At 71.8% G+C, this 23,491-nt stretch carries 21 protein-coding genes, 1 pseudogene and 1 riboswitch; of the genes and pseudogenes, 16 read left to right on the forward strand and 6 right to left on the reverse strand.

The annotated features are described in order from the left end of the window. The 3 genes and pseudogenes from I3F54_RS25000 to I3F54_RS25010 all read left to right on the forward strand — a co-directional run. Positions 1 to 202: pseudogene (locus I3F54_RS25000) on the forward strand (cytochrome ubiquinol oxidase subunit I); the annotation flags it as partial. Then, entirely contained in the window at positions 199 to 597 is a 399-nt protein-coding gene (locus I3F54_RS25005; RefSeq protein ID WP_240121161.1) for a cytochrome c oxidase subunit 4, read from the forward strand. The pseudogene I3F54_RS25000 and the gene I3F54_RS25005, both read left to right, overlap by 4 nt. 152 nt (positions 598 to 749) lie before the next feature. Beyond that, the gene (locus I3F54_RS25010; RefSeq protein ID WP_240121162.1) at positions 750 to 2,012 is read left to right on the forward strand and encodes an Ig-like domain-containing protein; all 1,263 of its coding nucleotides are present in this window, start codon (positions 750 to 752) and stop codon (positions 2,010 to 2,012) included. A gap of 248 nt (positions 2,013 to 2,260) precedes the next feature. Here I3F54_RS25010 and I3F54_RS25015 read toward each other — a convergent pair whose 3' ends face one another. Then, entirely contained in the window at positions 2,261 to 2,662 is a 402-nt protein-coding gene (locus I3F54_RS25015) for a hypothetical protein (protein ID WP_240121163.1), read from the reverse strand. A gap of 145 nt (positions 2,663 to 2,807) precedes the next feature. Between I3F54_RS25015 and I3F54_RS25020 the strand changes: the two genes are divergently transcribed. From I3F54_RS25020 to I3F54_RS25045, 6 genes are all read left to right on the forward strand, one after another. Continuing rightward, entirely contained in the window at positions 2,808 to 3,428 is a 621-nt protein-coding gene (locus I3F54_RS25020) for a heme-copper oxidase subunit III (RefSeq protein WP_205385439.1), read from the forward strand. 79 nt (positions 3,429 to 3,507) lie between these two features. Continuing rightward, entirely contained in the window at positions 3,508 to 4,320 is an 813-nt protein-coding gene (locus I3F54_RS25025; protein ID WP_240121164.1) for a c-type cytochrome, read from the forward strand. Beyond that, a complete protein-coding gene (locus tag I3F54_RS25030) occupies positions 4,317 to 5,375 on the forward strand; it encodes a ubiquinol-cytochrome c reductase iron-sulfur subunit (RefSeq protein WP_240121165.1) in 1,059 nt (352 codons plus the stop codon). Before I3F54_RS25025 ends, I3F54_RS25030 begins: the two co-directional genes overlap by 4 nt. After that, positions 5,372 to 7,009, forward strand: coding sequence for a ubiquinol-cytochrome c reductase cytochrome b subunit (locus I3F54_RS25035; protein WP_240121166.1), 1,638 nt, complete (start codon positions 5,372 to 5,374; stop codon positions 7,007 to 7,009). The genes I3F54_RS25030 and I3F54_RS25035 overlap by 4 nt, the downstream gene beginning before the upstream one ends. A gap of 236 nt (positions 7,010 to 7,245) precedes the next feature. Beyond that, positions 7,246 to 8,310: an anthranilate phosphoribosyltransferase gene (trpD, locus tag I3F54_RS25040; protein WP_240121167.1), complete on the forward strand. Its 1,065-nt coding sequence runs from the start codon at positions 7,246 to 7,248 to the stop codon at positions 8,308 to 8,310. Between the two features lie 73 nt (positions 8,311 to 8,383). Continuing rightward, a riboswitch (SAM riboswitch) is annotated at positions 8,384 to 8,500 on the forward strand. Positions 8,501 to 8,695: 195 nt separating this feature from the next. Next, positions 8,696 to 10,072, forward strand: a complete 1,377-nt coding sequence (locus tag I3F54_RS25045; protein ID WP_240121168.1) for an aminotransferase class V-fold PLP-dependent enzyme — start codon at positions 8,696 to 8,698, stop codon at positions 10,070 to 10,072. Positions 10,073 to 10,110: 38 nt separating this feature from the next. Here I3F54_RS25045 and I3F54_RS25050 read toward each other — a convergent pair whose 3' ends face one another. Together I3F54_RS25050 and I3F54_RS25055 are read right to left on the reverse strand one after the other, a co-directional pair. Next, entirely contained in the window at positions 10,111 to 10,392 is a 282-nt protein-coding gene (locus I3F54_RS25050) for an Lrp/AsnC family transcriptional regulator (RefSeq protein WP_205385433.1), read from the reverse strand. After that, a complete protein-coding gene (locus tag I3F54_RS25055; protein WP_240121169.1) occupies positions 10,389 to 11,123 on the reverse strand; it encodes a rhomboid family intramembrane serine protease in 735 nt (244 codons plus the stop codon). Before I3F54_RS25055 ends, I3F54_RS25050 begins: the two co-directional genes overlap by 4 nt. A gap of 154 nt (positions 11,124 to 11,277) precedes the next feature. Here I3F54_RS25055 and I3F54_RS25060 point away from each other — a divergent pair, with 154 nt between their 5' ends. The 5 genes from I3F54_RS25060 to I3F54_RS25080 all read left to right on the forward strand — a co-directional run bounded on the left by I3F54_RS25060 (position 11,278) and on the right by I3F54_RS25080 (position 16,677). Further along, positions 11,278 to 11,517 (forward strand): hypothetical protein, encoded by a 240-nt coding sequence (locus I3F54_RS25060; RefSeq protein ID WP_009309707.1) that lies wholly within the window; start codon positions 11,278 to 11,280, stop codon positions 11,515 to 11,517. A gap of 71 nt (positions 11,518 to 11,588) precedes the next feature. Continuing rightward, positions 11,589 to 12,932, forward strand: a complete 1,344-nt coding sequence (locus I3F54_RS25065) for an NYN domain-containing protein (protein WP_240121170.1) — start codon at positions 11,589 to 11,591, stop codon at positions 12,930 to 12,932. 211 nt (positions 12,933 to 13,143) lie between these two features. Continuing rightward, positions 13,144 to 14,178 carry a C40 family peptidase gene (locus I3F54_RS25070; protein ID WP_240121216.1) on the forward strand — a complete coding sequence of 345 codons (1,035 nt, stop codon included), beginning with the start codon at positions 13,144 to 13,146 and terminating at the stop codon, positions 14,176 to 14,178. Positions 14,179 to 14,428: 250 nt separating this feature from the next. Beyond that, entirely contained in the window at positions 14,429 to 15,451 is a 1,023-nt protein-coding gene (locus tag I3F54_RS25075) for an NlpC/P60 family protein (RefSeq protein ID WP_240121171.1), read from the forward strand. Between the two features lie 29 nt (positions 15,452 to 15,480). Then, on the forward strand, positions 15,481 to 16,677 hold the full coding sequence (locus I3F54_RS25080; RefSeq protein ID WP_240121172.1) for a hypothetical protein: 1,197 nt from the start codon (positions 15,481 to 15,483) through the stop codon (positions 16,675 to 16,677). 166 nt (positions 16,678 to 16,843) lie between these two features. Here I3F54_RS25080 and I3F54_RS25085 read toward each other — a convergent pair whose 3' ends face one another. After that, complete coding sequence (locus I3F54_RS25085; protein WP_240121173.1) at positions 16,844 to 17,374, reverse strand: PadR family transcriptional regulator; 531 nt, start codon at positions 17,372 to 17,374, stop codon at positions 16,844 to 16,846. A gap of 107 nt (positions 17,375 to 17,481) precedes the next feature. On the opposite strand from I3F54_RS25085, the gene I3F54_RS25090 reads away from it, so the two are divergent. Continuing rightward, on the forward strand, positions 17,482 to 18,798 hold the full coding sequence (locus I3F54_RS25090; RefSeq protein WP_240121174.1) for an MATE family efflux transporter: 1,317 nt from the start codon (positions 17,482 to 17,484) through the stop codon (positions 18,796 to 18,798). Here I3F54_RS25090 and I3F54_RS25095 read toward each other — a convergent pair. Next, on the reverse strand, positions 18,759 to 19,997 hold the full coding sequence (locus I3F54_RS25095) for a glycosyltransferase 87 family protein (RefSeq protein ID WP_240121175.1): 1,239 nt from the start codon (positions 19,995 to 19,997) through the stop codon (positions 18,759 to 18,761). The genes I3F54_RS25090 and I3F54_RS25095 overlap by 40 nt on opposite strands. Before the next feature lie 116 nt (positions 19,998 to 20,113). On the opposite strand from I3F54_RS25095, the gene I3F54_RS25100 reads away from it, so the two are divergent. After that, a complete protein-coding gene (locus I3F54_RS25100; protein WP_240121176.1) occupies positions 20,114 to 21,256 on the forward strand; it encodes a glycosyltransferase family 4 protein in 1,143 nt (380 codons plus the stop codon). 315 nt (positions 21,257 to 21,571) lie between these two features. On the opposite strand, the gene I3F54_RS25105 is transcribed toward I3F54_RS25100, so the two are convergent. After that, positions 21,572 to 23,368 carry a long-chain fatty acid--CoA ligase gene (locus tag I3F54_RS25105; RefSeq protein ID WP_240121177.1) on the reverse strand — a complete coding sequence of 599 codons (1,797 nt, stop codon included), beginning with the start codon at positions 23,366 to 23,368 and terminating at the stop codon, positions 21,572 to 21,574. Positions 23,369 to 23,491 lie beyond the last annotated feature (123 nt).

Genomic DNA, 23,491 nt, shown 5'->3' on the forward strand with positions numbered 1-23,491 from the left:
CGACCCGTGGGGCTACGGCCGTTCGCTGGAGTGGGCGACCTCCTGCCCGCCGCCGCGGCACAACTTCCTCACCCTGCCGCGGATCCGCAGCGAATCCCCGGCGTTCGACCTGCACCACCCCGAGATCGCCGAGCTGGAGCAGCTCGCGCTCGCCGGCCACGGTGACAAGGCCCTCTCCGGCGGCAAGGAGGCCGGCAAGTGAAGATCCAGGGCAAGATGTTCATCTGGCTGAGCGTCTTCCTGCTCGCCATGGCGGTCGTCTACGGCGTGTGGTCCAAGGAGCCGGCCGGCACGACCGCCCTGTTCCTGGCCTTCGGCCTGTCCATCATGGTCGGCTTCTACCTCGGCTTCACGGCCAAGCGGGTCGACACCGGTGCGCAGGACAACAAGGAGGCGGACGTCGCGGACGACGCGGGCGAGCTGGGGTTCTTCAGCCCGCACAGCTGGCAGCCGCTCGCGCTGGGCATCGGCGGTGCCATCGCCTTCCTGAGCGTCGCCATCGGCTGGTGGCTGATCTACTTCGCCGCGCCGATCATCCTGGTCGGCCTCTGGGGCTGGGTCTTCGAGTACTACCGCGGTGAGAACCGCACCCAGTAGCACACGCTGAACCGCGCCGAGCCCGGACTCTCCGCAAGGAGCGTCCGGGCTCACGCGTTTGCAGCAGTGCCGGTGTCCGTTCGCCGTAGCCCGCGTCCCTCCAAGGAGTGACCCGGCGCGCCGCGCTTGACTTCGCTTCCTAGCGTGAGGTCATGAGCACGCACCCCCGCCCCCGCACCGTCGCCGGCTGCACTCTGATGGTGATCGCCCTCTGCGCGGGCGTCGCCTCCTGCAGCTCGGACGGCGACCCGCTCTCCGCCCGCCCCTACGACGCGGCGGACCAGATCGCCTTCAGCGGCCCCTCGGACGACGCGAAGAAGGCAGACCCCGACAAGCCCCTGGAGATCACCTCGGAGGACTCCGACGGCCGCATCACCGATGTGACCGTCGTGGACGCCGCAGGACGCTACGTCGCGGGCGAACTCTCCGCCGACGGCACCCGATGGCACAGCACCGAGCCGCTGGCCGCCGACGCCCACTACACGGTGCGGGTCAGCACCGAGGACGAGGACGGCGCCCCCGGCCGGAAGGTCTTCACCTTCGACACCGGCAAGCCCACCGCCAACAAGGCCCTCACGGTCGCCTTCGGCCCCAAGGCCGGCACCTACGGCGTCGGACAGCCCGTCACGGCCGAGCTGAGCAAGCCGGTCAAGGACCCCCGGCAGCGCGCGATCGTCGAACGCGCGCTGAAGGTCGACTCGCTGCCGTCCGTGGAGGGCGCCTGGCACTGGGTCGACGACAAGGAACTCCACTACCGGCCCAAGGAGTACTGGCCCGCGCACGCCACCATCAGCGTCCGCAGCAACCTGGACGGCATCAAGATCGGCGACAGCCTCTGGGGCGGCACGTCCAAGCCGCTCGAACTGCAGACGGGCGACCGCGTCATCGCCGTGACGGACGCCGCCTCGCACTCGCTGACCCTCTACAAGAACGGCGAGGAGGTCAACGAGTTCCCCGTCACCACCGGCAAGCCCGGCTTCGAGACCCGCAACGGTGTCAAGGTGGTCCTGGGCAAGGAGCAGTTCGTCCGCATGCGCAGCACCAGCATCGGCATAGCCGCCGGCAGCGCGGACTCCTACGACCTGCCCGTCTACTGGGCGACTCGCGTCACCTGGAGCGGGGAGTACGTCCACGCTGCCCCCTGGTCCGTGGGATCCCAGGGCTACGCCAACGTCAGCCACGGCTGCACCGGAATGAGTACCTCCAACGCCGAATGGTTCTTCGAGCACGTCCGCGAGGGCGACATCGTCCAGGTCGTCAACAGCAACGGTGACACGATGGAGCCGTTCGGCAACGGCTTCGGCGACTGGAACCTCACCTGGACGAAGTGGCGTCAGGGCAGCGCGCTGACGCCGGGCACGGCGAACGCGCCGAGCCAGGCCCAGGAGGCCAGACTGAGGCCGCAGAGCGTGTGACGGCGCCTCGACGGCGCCGAGTCCCCCAGGGGACCGGAAGGCCGCGAGAACAGCACCCACCGTGCCGCGGCGCCGTGCGGCAGCGGCATCCGGGCCACCGCGACCGCGGCACCTGGCGGGAAGGGCCCCGCCCCCGACGGCGCTCCGCGCTCCCGCGGGACGCCGGGCCCGTGCACCACCGATCACGGCGGAGCAGCGGACCACCGGCGGACCACCGGCGGCCCGCCGCGGCGCGGCCGGCGGACCGCTCAGGCGCTGGCCAGGCGCTGCTGCCGCAGCAGGGACGCCAGGGCCGTGGCGAACTCCACCGGATCCACCGGCAGCGTCACCGCCGCGTCCGCCCGGCTCCAGGTGGCCAGCCACGCATCCTGCGGCCGGCCCATCAGCAGCAGCACCGGCGGGCACCGGAACACCTCGTCCTTGATCTGCCGGCACAGCCCCATACCGCCCATGGGCACCGCCTCACCGTCCAGGACGCAGACGTCGATCCCGCCCCGGTCCAGCTCCCGCACCACCGCTTCGGGTGTCGCGCACTCCACGAACTCCACCGTCGGCACGTCCGGGGCCGGCCTCCGGCCGCAGGCCAACCGCACCTGCTCCCGCGTGTTGGAGTCGTCGCTGTAGACCAGCACGGTGGCGGTCGGCTGCATGGTTCCTCCGAGACGTCAGCGTCGTGGGGACAAGCCCGATGGGCCGGATGCTACTCCCTTGAACACCACGTCAACACCGGTATGAACGGCCAAGACACTCCGAACGGGACCCCCCAGGGTGAGGGCGGGATAAGCGACCGACATAATGTCGGTCGTGGCGACAGCAACGACAGTAGAAACCGGGCACGCGCACCCGTCGGTCAATCGGCCGAACCTCACCAGTGTCGGAACCATCATCTGGCTGAGTTCCGAGCTGATGTTCTTCGCGGCCCTCTTCGCGATGTACTTCACCCTGCGATCGGTGACGGGTCCCGATCACTGGAAGGAGATGGCGGATGCGCTGAACGTCCCGTTCTCCTCCGTGAACACCACGATCCTGGTGCTCTCCTCACTCACCTGTCAGCTCGGCGTCTTCGCCGCCGAGCGCGGTGACGTGAAGAAGCTCCGGGGCTGGTTCATCGTCACCTTCATCATGGGTGCGATCTTCATCGGCGGTCAGGTCTTCGAGTACACCGAGCTGGTGAAGGAGGACGGCATCTCGCTCTCCTCCGACCCCTACGGCTCGGTCTTCTACCTGACCACCGGCTTCCACGGCCTGCACGTGACGGGCGGTCTCATCGCCTTCCTGCTGGTCCTCGGCCGTACCTACGCGGCCAAGAGGTTCACCCACGAGCAGGCGACCGCCGCCATCGTCGTGTCCTACTACTGGCACTTCGTCGATGTCGTCTGGATCGGCCTGTTCGCCACGATCTACCTGATCCAGTAGCAGGGCCCGATCCCCGCGCGTTCCCGCAACGCACCCACCAGAAGCATCGACGCAGAAGATCCTGACACCGGGGTAATCCGTGAAAAAGCTCTCCGCACGACGACGCCATCCGCTGGCGGCGGTCGTCGTCCTACTCCTCGCGCTGGCGGCCACCGGGGGGCTGTACGCCGCGTTCGCGCCCGCGAGCAAGGCGCAGGCCGATGAAACCGCCCAGTCCCTCGCCATCGAAGAGGGCAAGAAGCTCTTCGCCGTCGGCTGCGCCAGCTGTCACGGCACCGGCGGTCAGGGCACCTCCGACGGCCCGAGCCTGGTCGGCGTGGGTGCCGCGGCCGTCGACTTCCAGGTCGGCACCGGCCGCATGCCCGCGGCCACCTCGCAGGGCGCCCAGGCCCCGCGGAAGAGGGTGCAGTACTCGCAGGCCGAGATCGACCAGCTGGCCGCGTTCGTGGCCTCGCTCGGCGCCGGTCCGGCCGTCCCGACCAAGGAGCAGTACGGCGCCGAGGGTGCCGACATCGCCAAGGGCGGTGAGCTGTTCCGCACCAACTGCGCGCAGTGCCACAACTTCACCGGCAAGGGCGGTGCCCTGACCAGGGGCAAGTTCGCCCCGACCCTTGAGGGTGTGGACCCGAAGCACATCTACGAGGCCATGCAGACCGGCCCGCAGAACATGCCGTCGTTCCCCGACACCACCATGTCGGAGCAGAACAAGAAGGACATCATCGCGTACCTGCACGCGGTCGACAGCAGTGAGACGGAGAACCCGGGTGGTCTGGAGCTGGGCGGCCTCGGTCCGGTCAGCGAGGGCCTGTTCGCCTGGATCTTCGGTCTCGGTGCTCTGATCGCGGTCGCCGTCTGGGTCGCCGCTCGGACCGCAAAGGCCAAGAAGTCATGAGTAGCCAAGACATTCCAGAAGAGAACCTGCCCGCAGAGCAGGACCACGCGCACGGCGCGGTAAGCGTGGCGGACGAGAAGAACCCGTTCGCCGACCCGGGCCTGCCGCCCCACGAGCCCCGGATCCAGGACATCGACGAGCGGGCCGCCAAGCGGTCCGAGCGCGTCGTCGCCCTGCTGTTCACGGTGTCGATGCTGGCCACCCTCGGCTTCATCGCCTCGTACGTCGCGATCCCGAACGACAAGTCGATCTTCGTCTTCCCGATCGGGCACATCAGCGCGATGAACTTCGCGCTCGGCCTGACCCTCGGCACGGCGCTGTTCTGCATCGGCGCGGGCGCGGTCCACTGGGCCCGCACCCTGATGTCGGACGAGGAGGTCGCCGACGAGCGGCACGCCATCGAGGCCGCTCCCGACGTCCGGGCCAAGGTCCACGAGGACTTCAAGCAGGGCGCCAAGGAGTCGGCGATCGGCCGTCGCAAGCTGATCCGCAACACGATGCTCGGCGCGCTGACCCTGGTCCCGCTGTCGGGTCTGTTCCTGCTGCGCGACCTCGGCCCGCTGCCCGGCACGAAGCTGCGGCACACCCTGTGGTCCAAGGGCAAGCTGCTGGTCAACATGAACACGAACGAGCCGCTGCGTCCCGAGGACGTCGCCGTCGGCTCGCTCACCTTCGCCAAGCCCGAGGGCCTGGAGGAGGACGACGAGGAGTTCCAGACCGAGATCGCCAAGGCGGCCCTGATGATCGTCCGGCTCCAGCCGGAGAACATCAAGGACAAGCGCGAGCTCGAGTGGTCGCACGAGGGCATCGTGGCGTACTCCAAGATCTGCACCCACGTCGGGTGCCCGATCTCGCTGTACGAGCAGCAGACCCACCACGTGCTGTGCCCCTGCCACCAGTCCACCTTCGACCTGTCCGACGGTGCCCGCGTGATCTTCGGTCCCGCCGGTCACGCCCTGCCGCAGCTGCGGATCGGCGTGAACGACGAGGGCTACCTGGAGGCGCTCGGCGACTTCGCAGAGCCTGTCGGTCCTGCATTCTGGGAGCGCGGATGAGCACGACAACCAGCACCGATTCCCGCTCGCGCGGGAAGGCGCCGGCCGGCGAGCGTGTCGCCGACTGGGCCGACGGCAGGCTCGGGATCTACTCCCTGGCCAAGGCCAACATGCGCAAGATCTTCCCCGACCACTGGTCGTTCATGTTGGGCGAAGTGTGCATGTACAGCTTCATCATCATCATCCTGACGGGTGTCTACCTGACGCTGTTCTTCCACCCGTCGATGAACGAGGTGGAGTACCACGGCTCGTACGTCCCGCTCCAGGGACAGCTGATGTCCGAGGCGTTCAACTCGACCCTGCACATCTCCTTCGACGTGCGCGGTGGCCTGCTCATCCGGCAGATCCACCACTGGGCCGCGCTGATCTTCCTCGCCGGCATGTTCGTGCACATGATGCGCGTGTTCTTCACCGGCGCGTTCCGCAAGCCGCGTGAGATCAACTGGCTGTTCGGCTTCCTGCTGTTCGTCCTGGGCATGTTCACCGGGTTCACCGGCTACTCGCTCCCGGACGACCTGCTCTCGGGCACCGGTGTCCGCTTCATGGAGGGCGCGATCCTGTCCGTGCCGATCGTCGGCACGTACCTGTCGTTCTTCCTCTTCGGCGGCGAGTTCCCGGGCGGCGACTTCGTGGCCCGCTTCTACTCGATCCACATCCTGCTGCTGCCGGGCATCATGCTGGGCCTGATGGTGGCCCACCTGATCCTGGTCTTCTACCACAAGCACACCCAGTTCGCGGGCCCCGGCAAGTCGAACAAGAACGTCGTCGGCATGCCGCTGCTGCCGGTGTACATGGCGAAGGCCGGCGGCTTCTTCTTCCTGGTCTTCGGTGCCATCGCGGTCCTCTCCGCGATCGCCCAGATCAACCCGATCTGGGCCATGGGCCCCTACCGTCCGGACCAGGTGTCCACCGGCGCCCAGCCCGACTGGTACATGGGCTTCTCCGAAGGCCTGATCCGGTTCATGCCGGGCTGGGAGGTCAACTTCTGGGGTCACACGCTCGTCCTGGGCGTGTTCATCCCGCTGGTGATCTTCCCGCTGGTCCTGGTGGCGATCGCGGTCTACCCGTTCATCGAGGCCTGGGTCACCGGTGACAAGCGCGAGCACCACATCCTGGACCGCCCGCGCAACGCCCCGACCCGCACCGGCCTCGGCGTCGCGTGGATGACGGTGTACCTGACCCTGCTGATCGGCGGTGGCAACGACCTGTGGGCCACCCACTTCCACCTGTCGATCAACGCGGTGACGTGGTTCGTCCGGATCTTCGTCTTCGTCGGCCCGGTCCTGGGCTTCCTGATCACCAAGCGGATCTGCCTCGGCCTCCAGCGCCGCGACCGGGAGAAGGTGCTGCACGGTCGCGAGACCGGCACCATCAAGCGCCTGCCGCACGGTGAGTTCATCGAGGTCCACGAGCCGCTCAGCCAGGAGCAGCTGCACACCCTGACCGCGCACGAGCAGTACCAGCCGCTCGAGATCGGCCCGACGGTCGACGACAACGGCGTCGAGCGCAAGGTCAAGGGCTCCGAGAAGCTGCGCGCCAAGCTGAGCGACGCGTACTTCGGCGAGGAGGCCCAGATTCCGAAGCCGACCGTCGAGGAGTACAAGGAGATCACGAGCGGCCACGGCCACCACTGATCGTTTGCGTCAGCCACGCCACGGCGAAGGGCCCCGTCCGGTCTGCGGACGGGGCCCTTCGCCGTGCCGCGGGGTCGATAGGGTGGGTACGAGGGTCCGCACAGTGCCGTGACGCGGCCGCACGCCGAACCCCGGGACACCCCCGACGGACCCCACGACCACGACAGGACCAAGGAAAGGTCCGAGACCTCTGCGGATCCCGCAGAGCCCGTACCGGTACGCACTAGGAGCGGCTGATGAGCGCTGTGACCCCCGCTGGAGGCGACACCGCGGCGGGCCGTTCCTGGCCCGAGGTGCTGAACGCCCTGCTCGACGGCCGTGACCAGAGCGCCGACGCGACGGCCTGGGCGATGGACCGGATCATGCGCGGCGAGGCGACCGACGCCCAGATCGCCGGGTTCGCGGTGGCCCTGCGCGCCAAGGGCGAGACCGTCGAGGAGATCACCGGCCTGGTCCGGGCGATGTACGAGCACGCCAACGTGATCGACGTGCCGGGGACGACGGTCGACATCGTCGGCACCGGAGGCGACGGCGCCAAGACGGTGAACATCTCCACCATGTCCTCGATCGTGGTCGCCGGCACCGGCGCCAAGGTCGTCAAGCACGGCAACCGGGCGGCGTCCTCGGCGTCCGGCGCCTCGGACGTGCTGGAGAAGCTCGGCGTCAACCTGGAACTGACACCGCAGCGCGTGGCCCAGGTCGCCGAGGAGGCCGGGATCACCTTCTGCTTCGCGGTGAAGTTCCATCCGGCGCTGCGTCACGTGGCCGCCGCACGCGGCCAGTTGGGCATCCGCACCACCTTCAACTTCCTCGGCCCGCTGACCAACCCGGCGAAGGTGAAGGCACAGGCGGTCGGCGTCGCCGACCTGCGCATGGCCCCGATCGTGGCCGGCGTCTTCGCCGAACGCGGCAATTCCTCCCTCGTCTTCCGCGGTGACGACGGCCTGGACGAACTGACCACCACCTCCACCTCCCGGGTCTGGGTCGTCCGGGACGGCAAGGTCCGCGAGGAGGTCTTCGACCCGCGGGACGTCGGCCTCGACGTCGTCCCGGTGGAGGCGCTGCGCGGCGCCGACGCCGCGTACAACGCGGAGGTCGCCCGCCGTCTGCTGGACGGCGAGCGCGGCCCCGTCCGGGACGCCGTCCTGCTGAACTCGGCCGCGGCCCTGGTCGCCCTGGAGCCCGTCGACGGCCCGCTGGTGGACGGGATCCGGGCGGGGATGGCGAAGGCGGCCGAGTCGATCGACTCCGGGGCCGCCCGGCGGACCCTGGAACGCTGGGTGGCCGCCAGCAACGCCTGACACCGGCTGCAGCGGTCCCGCGATCCGGACACGGGTTGCGGGACCGCGATCACTTCGCGTACGTTCCTGAACAGGTCACGAGTGACAGCCTTTCGGCCCCGGCCGGCTGTCCGGCAACCCTCCGTCCGTGGCGGGGTGCCCCGGGTGAGGACCAGGTCGCGGACAGCAAGGTCCGCGGCAAGCGCGGACCCCTCGCGGAACCAGGGGTCCTGGGTCGTTCGAGGGAGTGTCCTCCGTGAGCAAGCGAATGCGCTAGGGCCGCCGAGCCCCGCCTCCGCATCCTCTTCCCCCTTCACCACCCCCGCTGGAGCCGTGTGCCCGCGCCCCTGCCGCGCGGGCCGGTGCTCGCGGGGGAGGATCCCGCCTGCCTCACCGGAGTTGAGCCATGTCCGTCTCCACCGCTGCCGTCGAGAAGACCTTCTGCCGCGACGTTCCGGAAGCGCTGCCCGTGCTCGGCCGCGACGTCACCGTCCCGCTCGTCACCGGGGGCGAGACCACCTACGCCGCGCTCGACTACGCGGCGAGCGCGCCCGCGCTCCAGCGGGTCTGGGACGACGTCGCCGCGTACGCGCCGTACTACGGCAGCGTCCACCGCGGCGCCGGGCACCTCTCCCAGCTCTCCACCGGCCTGTTCGAGAACGCGCGTACCACGGTCGCCGAGTTCCTGGACTGCCGTGCCGGGGACCAGGTGGTCTTCACCCGATCCACCACCGACTCCCTGAACCTGCTGGCCCGCGCGCTCCCGGCCGGCTGCCGCGTCTTCGTCTTCGAGACCGAGCACCACGCCGCGCTGCTGCCCTGGCGGGACGCGCAGGTCACCTGCCTCGATGCGCCGTGCACCCCGCAGCTGGCCGTGGAGACCCTGGAACGGGCGCTCGCCGACCGCGACCCGCACGGCCCGGCCCTGGTCTGCGTCACCGGCGCCTCCAACGTCACCGGCGAGCTGTGGCCGGTGCGCGAACTGGCCGCCGCCGCCCACGCGCACGGCGCCCGCATCGTCCTGGACGCCGCCCAGCTGGCTCCGCACCACCCGGTCAGCGTCCGCGACCTCGACGTCGACTGGGTGGCCTTCTCCGGGCACAAGCTGTACGCCCCCTTCGGCTCCGGAGTGCTGGCCGGCCGTGCCGACTGGCTGCGCGCGGCCGAGCCGTACCTCGCGGGCGGGGGCGCCAGCCGGACGGTGACGCGGCGCCCCGACGGGGGAGTGGAGGTGGAGTGGCACGAGAGCGCCGCACGCCACGAGGCGGGGTCGCCCAACGTCATCGGTGCCCATGCCGTCGCATCGGCCTGCAGGGCGCTCACGGAGGCCGGCTGGGACGACCTGGTCGCCCGGGAGCGGTACCTGCTCGCCAAGGTGCGGGAAGGGCTCGCGGCGGTGCCCGGGGCGAAGGTCCTGTCCCTGTTCGGCGACGGCGCCCCGCGCGTCGGGGTGCTCTCGTTCGTCGTCGACGGCTGGAGCGGCTCCGACCTCGCCGCGGCCCTCTCCGCCGAGTACGGCATCGGCGTCCGCGCCGGCCTGTTCTGTGCCCACCCCCTGGTCCGCACCCTCCTCGGCGGCGACCGCCGGGCGCGGGGGGAGTGCGGCGCCGCCGGTACCGCACCGGACGGGACCGCCCTCCAGGCCGTCCGCGTCAGCTTCGGTGCGGGAACCCCGGACGAGCACGTCGAGCGGTTCGTCACGGCCGTGAAGGAGCTGGTCGGGCGCGGCCCCCGGGGCACCCACCGCACGGCGGACGGCGGACGCGTCCCGGCGGGGGGATGACCCCTGACCGACCCGGCGCGCACTGCGCGCCGGGTCGGTCAGGAGTCCAGCCCGATGGCGAACGCGGCCTCCAGGTCGTGCTGCGAGTACGTCCGGAAGGCGACGTGCGTGTCCGTCGCCTCCACACCCGGGATCCTGCTGATGCGTCCCGGGATCACGTCGGCGAGGTCGTCGTGCCGCTGGACCCTGACCATCGCGATGAGGTCGTAGGTGCCGGTCACCGAGAACACCTCGCTGACGCTGTCCAGCGACGCGATCTGCTCGGCGATCTCGGGGATCCGGTCCACGCTGGTCTTGATGAGGACGATCGCGGTGATCACGGCTGGTTCTCTCCCTCGGGAGCCGGAGCGGGGGCGGGTTTCACTCTAGCCGGGCGGTGGAACCGGGCCCACGCGTAAGCCAGGCCCAGTCCGAAGCCCACCAGGTGGGCCAGGTAGGCCACACCCGGGCCCGCCGGAGCCCGCCCGGCCGCCAGCCATTGCAGGGTCGCCCAGAAGGGCAGGACGACCCAGGCGGGGAAGCGCAGCGGGAGGAAGAGGAGGAAGGGCAGGAGACTGGTGACCCGGGCTCGGGGGAACAGGTACAGGAACGCGCCGAGGACCGCCGAGATCGCGCCGGAGGCGCCCACCAGCGACTGCTCCGATCCGGCGTTGGCGGCTGCGTAGCCCAGCAGGGCGAGGTAGCCGCAGCCCAGGTAGAAGAGAATGAACTGCACCCGTCCCATCCGTTCCTCGGTCATCACCCCGAAGACGAGGAGGAAGAGCATGTTGCCCAGCAGGTGCACCCAGCTGCCGTGGACGAACAGCGCCGTGGCGGGCGTGAGAGCCGATCCCGCGGAGCCCTCGAACAGCTCGGCCGGTACGACGCCCCAGCGGCGGAAGTAGGCCCGCTGCGCGGCGACCAGCGCGTCGCCGGTGCCGTAGACCGGGTTCAGGCCCGAGGCCGGGCCGATCACGAAGATCAGGCAGCACAGGGCGATCAGTCCGTACGTCACCGGTGCCGCGGGGCGCCGGATCGCTTGGCCCAGGGGGCCGTTCCAGTAGCCGATCACGAACAGATCATGACGTAACGGGAGGCACCCGTACGGATCGCCTCGCCGCCGTGGACGGACCAGCGGCGGGTTGCCGCCAGGCCGTAGGGTTACGAGCCACGTGCACCGGGGAGTCCGGTGCGTCACGGACACTGGAAGAAAGCGAACAGCCACGATGACGGTTCCCCTGCCGACCGCCACGACGCGATGGCGCTGCACGCTCTGCGGCAACCTCACCCGCTTCGACGTCACCCGCTCGTCGAAGGTCGTCGAGTACGTCCACCTCGACCTGGCCGGTGAGCCGAAGGTCGAGGAGCGCGAGGTGGTCAGTGAGACCATCGAGTCCGTGCGGTGTCGCTGGTGCAACGCCGTGGACCAGGTGGAGCTGGTGGACAGGCCGGGTGCCGACTCCTGACGGAGCGGGCCGCCGGCCTCGTGACAGGTGATCCCGCGCGGGATCGGGCACGACAGGTGATGAGGTGACGGATGGTGGAGACCACAGGCGGGGGGCCGGGCGACGGCGCCGCTGAGGTGTTCGACCGTCCGCTGCCCGACGGTGTGCGCCGCAGGGTCGTCCAGATCGTCTCGGACGCCTTCGGCGGCCTGACCCTCAATGAACTGCCCGCGCAGTTGCGGCAGTACGCCCGCTTCGCCCCGAACCGGCGGGCCAAGTTCGCCGGGAACGCGATGGCGGCGGCCCTGGAGACCGATCCGCTGTTCCGGCAGCGCGTCGGGGAGAAGTTCAGAGAGGCCCAGCCGGAACTGGCCGGCGCCCTCGACTCCGGCGCGCCGCCCCCGGCCGCGGATCCGCTCGACGTGGCGTCCGCGGCCTATGTGCTGAGGCCCACCGGCTGGGCGAAGCTGGTGACCGCGGCCGGCGAGGAGGCGCAGCGCGCCGACGCCGAACGCGCCGACGAGGAGAGCCGCGCCGAACTGGAGCGGTTGCGCGAGCAGCTCGCCCAGGCCCGCGAGCACACCCGCGCCGAGACGGAGCAGCTGCGCACCGAGCTGGACACGGCGAAGAAGGAAGCCGAATCGCTTCACCGCAAGCTGCGCGCGGCCCTGAGCGACGTCAAGCGCGGCGAGGCCGCCCTGCGCAAGGCGCACGCGGAGACGGAGGCGGTGCGCACGGAGACGCAGGCCCAGATCTCGGCCGCCGAGAGCGAGTCGCGGCGGCTCAAGGCGCGTCTCGGGGAGACGGAGGCCGCTCTGGAGGCCACGCGCAGAGCAGTGCGGGAGGGGCGCAGTGTCGAGGACATGCGCGTCCGTCTGCTCCTGGACACCCTTCTGGACGCCACGCAGGGTCTGCGCCGGGAGCTGGCGCTGCCCCCGGTGTCCGTACGGCCCGCGGAGACCGTGGACGCCGTGGAGCCGGGCCGGATGACGCCCAAGGACATCGCCGCCCGCGCGCTGTCGGAGCACGACCCCGCGATCCTGGACCAGTTGCTGGCGCTGCCGCAGGCGCATCTCGTCGTCGACGGCTACAACGTCACCAAGACCGGCTATCCGCAGATGCCGCTGGAGAAGCAGCGGCTGAGGCTGCTCGGGCAGCTCTCCGCGCTCGCCGCGCAGACCGGCGCCGAGGTCACCTGTGTCTTCGACGGCGCGGAGCTGGCCGCGCCGGTGCTGCTGGCGCCGCCGCGCGGAGTGCGGGTGCTGTTCTCCAAGCCCGGGGTCACCGCCGACGAGCTGATCCGCCAGCTGGTGCGCGCCGAGCCGCCCGGCCGGCCCGTCATCGTCGCCTCCACCGACCGGGAGGTGGCCGACGGGGTCGCCCGGGCCGGTGCCCGGCCCGTGGCTTCTGCGGTACTCCTGAAGCGACTGTCCTGAAGGTCCAACACGCGCATCCGATGTCCGAATTGATGTGATCCGGTGTGCGACGTTGGGTCAATCGCATATCACTTGGCGTGAGTTGAGGGCAAAAAAACGCCTGGGCACAGAGTTTTTTGTGGTGAGGATTTGAACTGATCACAGATGGGTCACTAGGGTCGGGCCTCGAACCTCCGAACGGGTGATCACTCTCAAGAAGGAGTTCGCCTCCGTGGCGTCCCACCGTCGACCCAAGCAGCCGAGTCGCGCACGCGTGACCGTGCTGACCACCGCAGCAGCCGCCGCCGTCGCCTTCAGCGCTCAGGCCGCCAACGCCGCGCCCAGCGAGAAGCCGACCAAGGACGAGGTCAAGGCGAAGGTCGACAAGCTGTACGAGGAGGCCGAACAGGCCACCGAGAAGTACAACGGCGCCAAGGAGAAGCAGGAGAAGCTCCAGAAGGAGATCTCCACGATCCAGGACAACGTCGCCCGCGGCCAGGAGGACCTCAACGAGCTCCGCGACTCCATAGGCATGGCCGCCGCCGCCCAGTACCGCACGGGCACCATCGACTCCTCCGTCCAGCTGTTCCTGTCCTCCGACCCGGACGACTACCTGGACAAGGCGTCCACCATGGACCAGCTCAGCGCCCAGCAGGTGGAGGCGCTGAAGAAGATCCAGGAGAAGCAGCGCGAGCTCGCCCAGGAGCGGTCCGAGGCCTCCGAGAAGCTGAAGGACCTCGCCGCCACCCGGACCGAACTCGGCAAGAAGAAGCAGGAAGTCCAGGCCAAGCTCGCCGAGGCGCAGAAGCTCCTCAACTCCCTGACGGCCGCCGAGAAGGCCTCCCTGGCCGCGGAGCAGGCGCGCGCCAGCCGCTCGTCCACGGCCCGCGTCGACCTCAGCGGCGCCACCGCCGGCTCCAGCCGGGCCATGGCCGCCTTCCAGGCCGCCCAGAGCAAGATCGGCTCGCCGTACGTCTACGGCGCCTCCGGCCCGTCCTCCTTCGACTGCTCGGGCCTGACCAGCTGGGCGTACGCCCAGGCGGGCGTCTCCATACCGCGCACCTCCCAGGCGCAGGCCGGCGCCGGCACCCGGATCTACAGCCAGTCGCAGCTCCACGTCGGTGACCTGGTCATCTTCTACGGCGACCAGCACCACGTCGGCTTCTACGCCGGCAACGGCCAGGTCCTGCACGCCCCGCGCACCGGGACCGTCGTGCGCTACGAGTCGATCAACAACATGCCGTTCCAGTTCGGCGTCCGGATCTGAGACCGCCCCCTCAAGATCAACACGGCACACCGCCCGAACGGGCGAATCGCCAGGACGCGCTTCTGCTCCGCGCCCCGCCGGTGACCTGCGTCAGCGGCGGGGCGTCACCGTGCGTGGTCGCGGAGGTCTTTGGCCGGTGCCCGGTCGCGGGGCTACTGTCTGCCGCGTTTCCCCCACCACCGGGACGCGCCACCGCCCGCCCCGGCACGGGGGAAGTCCCCGTCCCCCAGCGGAAGGAGTGCGGCTCCCCGTGGGCTCCCATCGCCGTCTCGCACCATCAGGGTTCGACAAGGGCGCCTCGGCCGCCCTGGGTCTGCTGTCGGCCACAGCCGCTGTCCTGGCCGCCGTACCGGCCGTGCCCGCCGCGGCAGCGCCGCACGACGACACCCGGGCCGAGGTGGACCGCCTCTACGAGGAGGCCGAACAGGCCACCGAGGCCTACAACAAGGCCGACGAGCGGGCCGACGCGCTGCGCGCGGAGGTCCTCACCGCGCAGGACCGGATCGCCCGCCGGCAGGACCGCATCAACACCATGCGAGAGGCGCTCGGTTCGCTCGCGGGTGCCCAGTACCGCTCCGGCGGCCTCGACCCGTCCGTGGCACTGCTGTTCTCCGACGACCCGGACGACTACCTCGACAAGGCCTCCGTCCTCGACCGGATCACCACCCGTCAGGCCGGCGAGCTCGCCGAACTGCAGAAGGCGATGCGCGCACTCGCCCAAGAGCGGTCCGAGGCAGCCCGGACCCTGAGGGACCTGGAGCACAGCCGCAGGGCTGTCGCCCGGCACAAGAGGACCGTCGAGCACAAGCTCGCCGAGGCGCGCCGTCTGCTCAACGCCCTGGCACCCCGCGAGCGCGCCGCCTACGACCGGGTCTCCCGGTCCGGTCGCACCGGCCTGCCCGTCCCCACCGGCACCGTCCCCGCCTCCGGCCGGGCGGCGGCCGCCGTCGCCGCGGCGCGCTCCGCGCTCGGCAAGCCGTACGTGTGGGGCGCCAGCGGCCCGTCCGGCTTCGACTGCTCGGGCCTGATGCAGTGGTCGTACGCGCAGGCCGGCGTCGCCCTGCCGCGCACCTCCCAGGCCCAGCGGCACGCCGGCCGGCACGTCCCGCTCTCCCAGGCCCGCCCCGGTGACCTCGTCGTGTACCGCTCCGACGCCAGCCACGTGGGCATGTACGTGGGAAACGGCCAGGTGATCCACGCCCCCTACCCGGGTGCGCCGGTGCGTTACGACCCGGTGGGCATGATGCCCGTCTCGTCGGTGACCCGGGTCTGACCGGCGCCGTTCGCCGTACGATCGGAAGGATGGCTGGTCGACGGCGGGCAGGGAGATCCCCGGTGGCAGGGCTGTGTCTGCTGCTCGTCCTGCTCGCGGGATGCGGCGGACGGCCCGCCACCGACACGGTGCGGGCCGACGTGCAGCGGCTGCTGGACCGGCGGGCGGCGGCCGTCCTCGGCCACGACGAGGCGGCCTACGACCGGACCGGTGCCCGCGACGGGTACACCGAGCTGCGCCGGGTGCCGTTCGAACAGTGGGAGTACCGGGTCACCGCCGTGCACCGCGGCGCCGGCGCGGACAGCGCGACGGCCGACGCCGACCTGCGCTACCGCCTGCGCGGTTACGACAGCGCCCCCGTCGTGGTCGGCCGCACCCTGCGGCTGACCCGGGGTGCGGACGGACAGTGGTCCGTGGCCACGGACCGGCCCGCGGGAAAGGCCGGGCAGCAGCTGTGGGACCAGGGGGAGGTCACCGTCGTGCGCGGCGCGCACAGCCTCGTCCTGGGCGTCGGGCGGAGCGGCACGGAACTCAGGTCCTACGCCGGCCTGGCCGACCGTGCGGTGCCCGCCGTGTCGGACGCCTGGGGCACCGACTGGAGCCGCAGCGTCGTGGTGCTCGTGCCGAAGTCGCTGGAGGGCATGGCGGGTCTGCTCGGCTCGCCCGCCTCCTCCTACCGGGGCATCGCGGCGGTCACGACCGGGGAGACCGGTGCCCCCGCGAAGGCGCCCGCGGACCGGGTCATCGTCAACCCCGACGCCTACGGGATGCTCGGCTCGCTGGGCCGGCAGGTCGTGCTCACCCACGAGACCACGCATGTCGCCACCCGCCGCGCCACCACGGCGGCCACCCCGCTGTGGCTGTCGGAGGGCTACGCCGACTGGGCCGGGTACCGCGGCAGCGGCCGCCCCCCTGCCCAGGCGGCGCCGGAGCTGGCGCGCGCGGTGGCCGCGGGCCGCGTCCCGGCCGGGCTGCCCGCCGACGGGGACTTCGGCTTCCTGGGGGACGCGCAGGAGCTGGCGCAGGCCTACGAGGGCGGCTGGCTGGCGTGCCGGATGATCGCGGAGCGGTGGGGCGAGGCGCGGCTGGGGGAGTTCTACCGGGCGGTGGGCGCGCACCGGCAGCGGGACGGCGCGGTCGAGGACGCGCTGCGGAGGGTGCTCGGGACCACCATCGAGGAGTTCACCGCGCAGTGGCGCGCGTACCTGGGGGAGCAGCTGGGCTGATCCCCCAGCCGGGCCGGGTTCCGGCGGTGCTCTGCCGGACGACCAGCCGGGTGGGCGATCTCCGTGCGCCCGGACGCCCCCCGGCTCGTGGAAGACCGGTTCGCTCGGTGGCGCGCCACGGCACGGTCGGGGGACCGGGACGCGGGGGACCGGGCGGGCGGGCGGCTCAGGCGCCCTGCTCCAGCTCGGCGATGGCCTCCGTCAGCCACGCCCGCTCCGCCTCACCGGTCGCGCGGGCCACCCGCAGCAGGCCCTGACGGAACAGGTCGCCGGCCTCCTCGGCGGGCACCGGCTCGCCGTTCCGGTAGAAGAAGCTCGTCGGCTCCTGGAGGAACTCCAGCCGCCGCCGCAGCACCGCCGCCTGCTCCCGCGGTTCGGGCAGGTGCCGCAGGAACGCCAGGACCGTGTTGAAGCGCACCTGGTCGCTGATCTCCACCGGCTTGGGCTGCCGCAGCCGCCGCAGGAGGTCCTCCCGCCCGGCCCCGGTCAGGGACAGCACCCGCCGCGGGGCGGCGCTCGCGCCCTCCTCCGTGCGTTCGTCGAGCGCGCCCGCCGCGACCAGCCGTTTGATCGCCGGATACAGCGCGCCGTCGCTGACCGGCCGGACATGGCCGCTCAGGGCCCTGATGCGCTCCTTCAGCTCGTAGCCGTGCAGCGGCTGCTCGGCCAGGAAGCCCAGGATCGACAGTTCCAGCACTTCGTTGCTCCTCGTTCCTCCTTGCGGACACCCGACCCCCATGGTACCTCTTATCGAGCTACCTCGAATCGAGGTATCGCTTCCGTGCTGATCCAGGGGGTCCCGGCATGAACGCCCACCGCAGGCGACTCGTCGCGCTCGCCCGTCCCGTCTACCTCTCCCTGCTGTCCTCCGTGGCCGCCGGGATCATCAACACCGTCTGGGTCTCCCGGCTGGGCAGTCCCGCCGTGGCCGCCGTCGCCGTCGCCACCAACACCGAGAACGTGCTGCTCGGGGTGGCCATGGTGTTCGCCTCCGGCACGACCGTGCTGGTCGCGCACGCCCGGGGCGCCCGGGACCCGGCCGCCGCGCGGGCCGCCGTACGCGGCGGATGGGCGCTGTGCGCGCTGGTCACACCGGTCGTGGTGGTCGGCGGCCTGCTGCTGCGGGAGCCGCTGGCACACCTGGTGCTGGGGCGGCACGACGGCCCCGCGTTGCCCCTCGCCGTCGCCTACCTCGCGATATCACTGCCGGGCATGGCGGTCTTCTTCGTCCAGCAACTCGTCGACGGTCTGCTCAAGGGCGCCGGCGACACCCGTACCCCTATGCGGCTCGCCCTGCTGGCCAACGGCCTGATCCTGCTCTGCGACCCCTTCCTCATCGCCCTCCACGGCGTCCCCGGCGCCGCAGCCTCCACCGTGCTGTGCCGGTCCGTCGCCCTGGCGGCCGGGCTGGTGGCCCTGCGCCGCAACACGCTGCTGCGGACCGCCGCCCGGCAGCCCGCCGCCCGGTCCGTCGCCGCCACCTGGCGCACCGGGCTGCCCATGGCGGCCGACTTCACCGTGCGGCAGGGCGGCGCGCTGGTCCTCGTCGCGATCGTGGCGCGGATCGGCGTTCCGGCGGTGGCGGCGTACGCGATCGCCTGCAAGGTGATGTACGGGGCGACCATGGCCTTCTACGCGGTGCGCCAGGCCGCCGCGCTCCACACCGCGCACACCCGCGGCGCCGGCACCGACGCCCGGCGCGCGATCGCCCGGCAGGCCGTACTGGTCTCCGGAACCGTCGGCCTCGTCGCCACCGGACTGCTCGCCGCCGCCGCACCCTGGATCATGGCCGCCTTCGGCGCCGGGCCCGCCGTCGCCCACGAGGGGGTGCTCCTCCTCCGCTGCATCGGGCCCTACCTGCTGCTCATGGCCTGCTTCATCGCCCTCGGCGGGGTCTTCGAGGGAAGCGGCGGAGCGCCCCTGCTGCTGCGCGTGACCCTGGCCGGCACCGCCCTCCAGCTCCCGCTCGCCGCCGCCCTGTCGGCCCTCGGCCTGCCCGGCATCTGCCTGGCGCTGGCGCTCGCCATGGCCGCGCAGGGCGGGACCGCGGCGGCGCTGCTGCCGCGGGAGGCAGCCCGGCGTCAGGAGGAGACCGGTGTGTGCCCGGTGCGTTCCGGCTGAGCGGGCGCCGGGTCCCCCGCCCCGCCTGGCACCGTCGCGCGCCACAACCGCACGGCCGCCGTGACCGCGGCGGCCACCAGCAGGCCGTTGCGCAGCACCAGCAGGGTGACGCCGAGCAGGTCGCTGGCGACGACATGGGCGAACCAGACCGGGAACTCCAGCACCGTCACCAGGGACGCCGCGAGCACCAGCCCGGCCGGCCACCGCATCCGCGTCGCCCGGTGGCACAGGCACACCGCGGCCAGCCCCACCAGCCACACCAGGTACTGCGGGCTGATCACCCTGCTGGTCACGGTGAACATCAGGACGGCGGTGAAGGCGGCGTCCGCCGCCGTGCACGGGCCGAACCGCGTCGCCGCCAGCCGCCACAGCAGCAGCCAGGCGAAGGCGGCCCCGGTCAGGAACAGGGCGACGGTGGAGACCAGGCCGACATACGGGCCGAGGAACTCCACCGAGCCGTAGTTGAGCAGCACCTGCCCGTCCCAGCCGTGGTGCCGGGCCACGTGGAAGACGAGCGCGCCCAGCGACTCCACCTCGGTGCCCCGGTCCCGCTGGAAGGTCAGGAAGGCGAACCCGCCCGGCATGGCCAGCGAGAACATCGCCGCCAGCACGGCCACCGCCACCACGGCCGCCGTCCACGAGGAGCGCCGCCGCACGCCGATCAGCAGCAGCACCGGCCAGACCTTCAGCATCGCCCCGAAGCCCGCCAGCGCGCCCATCACCCTCGGATGCCGGGCGGCGGCCAGCAGCGCGGCGATCGCGACGGCGGTCACCATCACGTCGTAGCGGGCGTACACCGTCGGCCCGAGCAGCGGCACCCCCACCGTCCACACCCAGGCCCCGGCGAGCCGGCGACCGGGCCGCAGCCCCGCGTACAGCAGCAGGACGAGGGCCGCCAGGTCGGCGACGCACGCCAGCACGAAGAAGGACTGCGTGTAGCCCAGGAACGGCAGCAGGGCAGGGGAGAGCACCGCCAGCGCCGCGGCGGGCGGGTACTGCCAGGTGACGTCGTCCAGCGGGAACGTCCCGGTGCGCAGGACCTCGTACCAGCCCTGGTAGATCACCGACACGTCGCTGGTGACATCCGGGCCCGGGAACACGACCGCCCCGAAGACCGAGAGCAGCAGGAACGCGCGGGTCGCGGCCCAGACCCCCAGCAGCAGCCACAGCCGCGGTCGTCTCGCCACCGTCGTCTTCACCAGATCCCCTGCCGTTCGGTGCCCGCGCCGTTCCCGTGTCAGAGGAACATGATGTCGCGCCCGCCTGTGTGCGTGCCACAGGCCCCCGCCGGGGCGGTTCGGTAGGGTCGGCGGCGATGCACAAGACCCTGATCGTGACCAACGACTTCCCGCCCCGCCCGGGTGGCATCCAGGCGTTCCTGCACAACATGGCGCTGCGCCTGGACCCCTCCGGCCTGGTCGTCTACGCCTCCACCTGGAAGCACGGCCGCGAGGGCGCCGCCGCCACCGCCGCCTTCGACGCCGAGCAGCCCTTCACCGTCGTGCGGGACCGCACGACCATGCTGCTGCCGACGCCCGCCGCGACCCGGCGGGCCGTGGGACTGCTGCGCGAGCACGGGTGCAGCTCGGTGTGGTTCGGGGCCGCGGCACCCCTCGGGCTGATGGCCCCGGCCCTGCGCCGGGCCGGCGCCGCGCGGATCGTCGCCACCACCCACGGGCACGAGGCCGGCTGGGCGCAACTGCCCGCCGCCCGGCAGCTGCTGCGCCGGATCGGCGACGCCACGGACACGATCACCTACCTCGGCGAGTACACCCGCTCGCGGATCGCGACCGCGCTGACGCCGGACGCCGCCGCGCGGATGGTGCAGCTGCCGCCGGGCGTGGACGAGAAGACCTTCCATCCCGCCTCCGGCGGTGACGAGGTCCGTGCCCGCCTCGGGCTCGCCGACCGTCCGGTCGTCGTGTGCGTCTCCCGGCTGGTCCGCCGCAAGGGCCAGGACACGCTGATCCGGGCGATGCCGCGGATCCTGGCCGCCGAGCCGGACACCGTTCTGCTGATCGTGGGCGGCGGCCCCTACGGGAAGGACCTGCGGCGGCTGGCCGCGGAGACCGGTGTCGCCGGCTCCGTCCACTTCACCGGCCCGGTGCCCTGGCCGGAGCTGCCCGCGCACTACGGCGCCGGGGACGTCTTCGCCATGCCGTGCCGCACCCGCCGCGGCGGCCTGGACGTCGAGGGCCTCGGCATCGTCTACCTGGAGGCGTCCGCGACCGGCCTGCCGGTCGTCGCCGGTGACTCCGGCGGCGCCCCCGACGCCGTCCTGGACGGCGAGACCGGCTGGGTGGTCCGCGGCGGCTCCGCCGAGGAGACGGCCGACCGCGTCGTCGCCCTTCTCGGCGACGCCGAACTGCGCCGCCGGATGGGGGAGCGGGGCCGCAGGTGGGTCGAGGAGAAGTGGCGCTGGGACCTGCTGGCGGAGAGGCTGCGGTCGCTGCTGTGACCGCTGTGCCGCACGTGCCGCGGTAGGACGCCTGCCGGACGGCACCGTCGTGGCTGGCCGTGCCGTTCCCGCGCCCCTGCGGGGCGCTGCCGTCGGTGCAGGCGGCTTCGCCCCGCCTGCCGAGTGCCGCGGCGGGCGGCGTTCGCCCGTCAGGTGCGCGGTTCTCGGGGTGACAACCGCCGCCGGCACGCCGGGCGGGTGCCCGGACCGGCGTGGACGGCCCCGACGGTCGCCGTCGGACGCCGCGAGCCGCCGACCGTCGGGGAGAGGCCGCCGTCGGCGCGGCGTCCGGGACGGCCGGGGCGCGGCGGCCGGCTACTTGGCGTAGATCGCCTCGATCTCGTGCGCGAAGTCGTTCGCCACCACGTTGCGCTTCAGCTTCAGCGACGGCGTGATGTGGCCCGCCTCCTCGGTGAACTGGGTCGGCAGGATGCGGAACTTGCGCACCGACTCCGCCTTCGACACCGCGGTGTTGCCGTCGTCGACGGCCGACTGGATGGCGGCGATCAGGTCCGGGTCGTCGCACAGCGACGCCGCCGTGGAGCCCGCCGGCTTGCCGTGCTCGGCGGCCCAGCGGCCCAGGAACTCCTCGTCGATGGTGACGAGCGCGCCCACGAACGGCCGGCCGTCGCCGACCACCATGCACTCCGCGACCAGCGCGTGCGCGCGGATGCGGTCCTCGATCACGGCCGGGGCGACGTTCTTGCCGCCGGCGGTGACGATGATCTCCTTCTTGCGGCCGGTGATCCGCAGGTACCCGTCCTCGTCCAGGGTGCCGATGTCGCCGGTGTGGAACCAGCCGTCGGCCAGCGCCTCCGCGGTGGCCCGCGGGTTGTTCCAGTACTCCTTGAACAGGTGGTCGCCGTGGAGCAGCACCTCGCCGTCGTCCGCGATCCGCACCACGGACCCCGGCAGCGGCTGGCCGACCGTGCCGATCTTCTGCCGGTCCCAGGGGTTGAACGCGGTGGCCGCGCAGGACTCGGTCAGACCGTAGCCCTCCAGGACGGTGAAGCCGATGCCGCGGAAGAAGTGGCCGAGGCGCTCGCCGAGCGGGGCGCCGCCGGAGATGGCGTACTCGCCGCGCCCGCCGAGGACCGCGCGCAGCTTGCTGTAGACCAGCTTGTCGAACACCTTGTGCTTGAGCTTCAGGCCGAACGACGGACCGGTCGGCCCGCCCAGCGCCTTGCTGTAGGCGATCGCGGTGTCCGCTGCCCTGTCGAAGATCTTGCCCTTGCCGTCGGCCTGCGCCTTGGCCCGCGCCGAGTTGTACACCTTCTCGAAGACCCGCGGCACGCCGAGGATCAGCGTCGGCCGGAACGCGGCCAGTTCGTCGGTGAGGTTCTTGATGTCCGGCACGCAGCCCAGCTTGATCGGCGCCATCATCGGGGCGATCTGCACCAGGCGGCCGAAGACGTGCGCGAGCGGCAGGAAGAGCAGCACCGAGCACTCGCCCGTGCGGAACAGCGGACGCAGCCGCTCGACGACGTTGCCGCACTCGGCGAAGAAGCTGCGGTGGGTGAGGACGCAGCCCTTGGGACGGCCCGTGGTGCCCGAGGTGTAGACGATGGTGGCCGGGTCGTCCGCCTTCGCCAGGGAGCTGCGCTCCTCCACCGTCGCGGCGGAGACGTCCTTGCCCAGCCGCCCCAGCTCCTCCACACCGCCGGCCTCGATCTGCCAGACGTGCTTGAGGGCGGGCACCTTCTCGCGCACCGACTCCACGGCGGCCGTGTGTCCGTCCAGCTCGGTGATGCAGGCGGTGGCGCCCGAGTCGGACAGGATCCACTGGACCTGCTCGGGGGAGCTGGTCTCGTACACGGGCACGGTGACCGCGCCCGCGCTCCAGATCGCGAAGTCCAGCAGCGTCCACTCGTACCGGGTGCGGGACATCAGGCCCACCCGGTCGCCGGGCTGGACCCCGGAGGCGATCAGCCCCCTGGCGGCGGCGTGCACCTCGGCCAGGAACACCGTGGCCGTGACGTCCTGCCACACCCCATCGACCTTGCGGGCGATGACGGCGACGTCCGGGTGCTGCGCGGCGTTTCTGCGGACGATGTCGGTCAGGTTGCCGTCCGCAGGGACCTCGTACAAAGCCGGAAGGCTGAACTCGCGCAAGACTGCTGCTCCTCATAGGGCGCCGGCGCCACGACGTTGTGTGATGCGACGGTGCGGTCCAAGGCTCGGTCAGGCACCCAGGAGGTCGCCGGCGGGACGCGGAGCCCACTGGTTGAATTCCTG

Source organism: Streptomyces sp. MUM 2J, assembly GCF_022414535.1.
Taxonomy (GTDB): Bacteria; Actinomycetota; Actinomycetes; order Streptomycetales; family Streptomycetaceae; genus Streptomyces.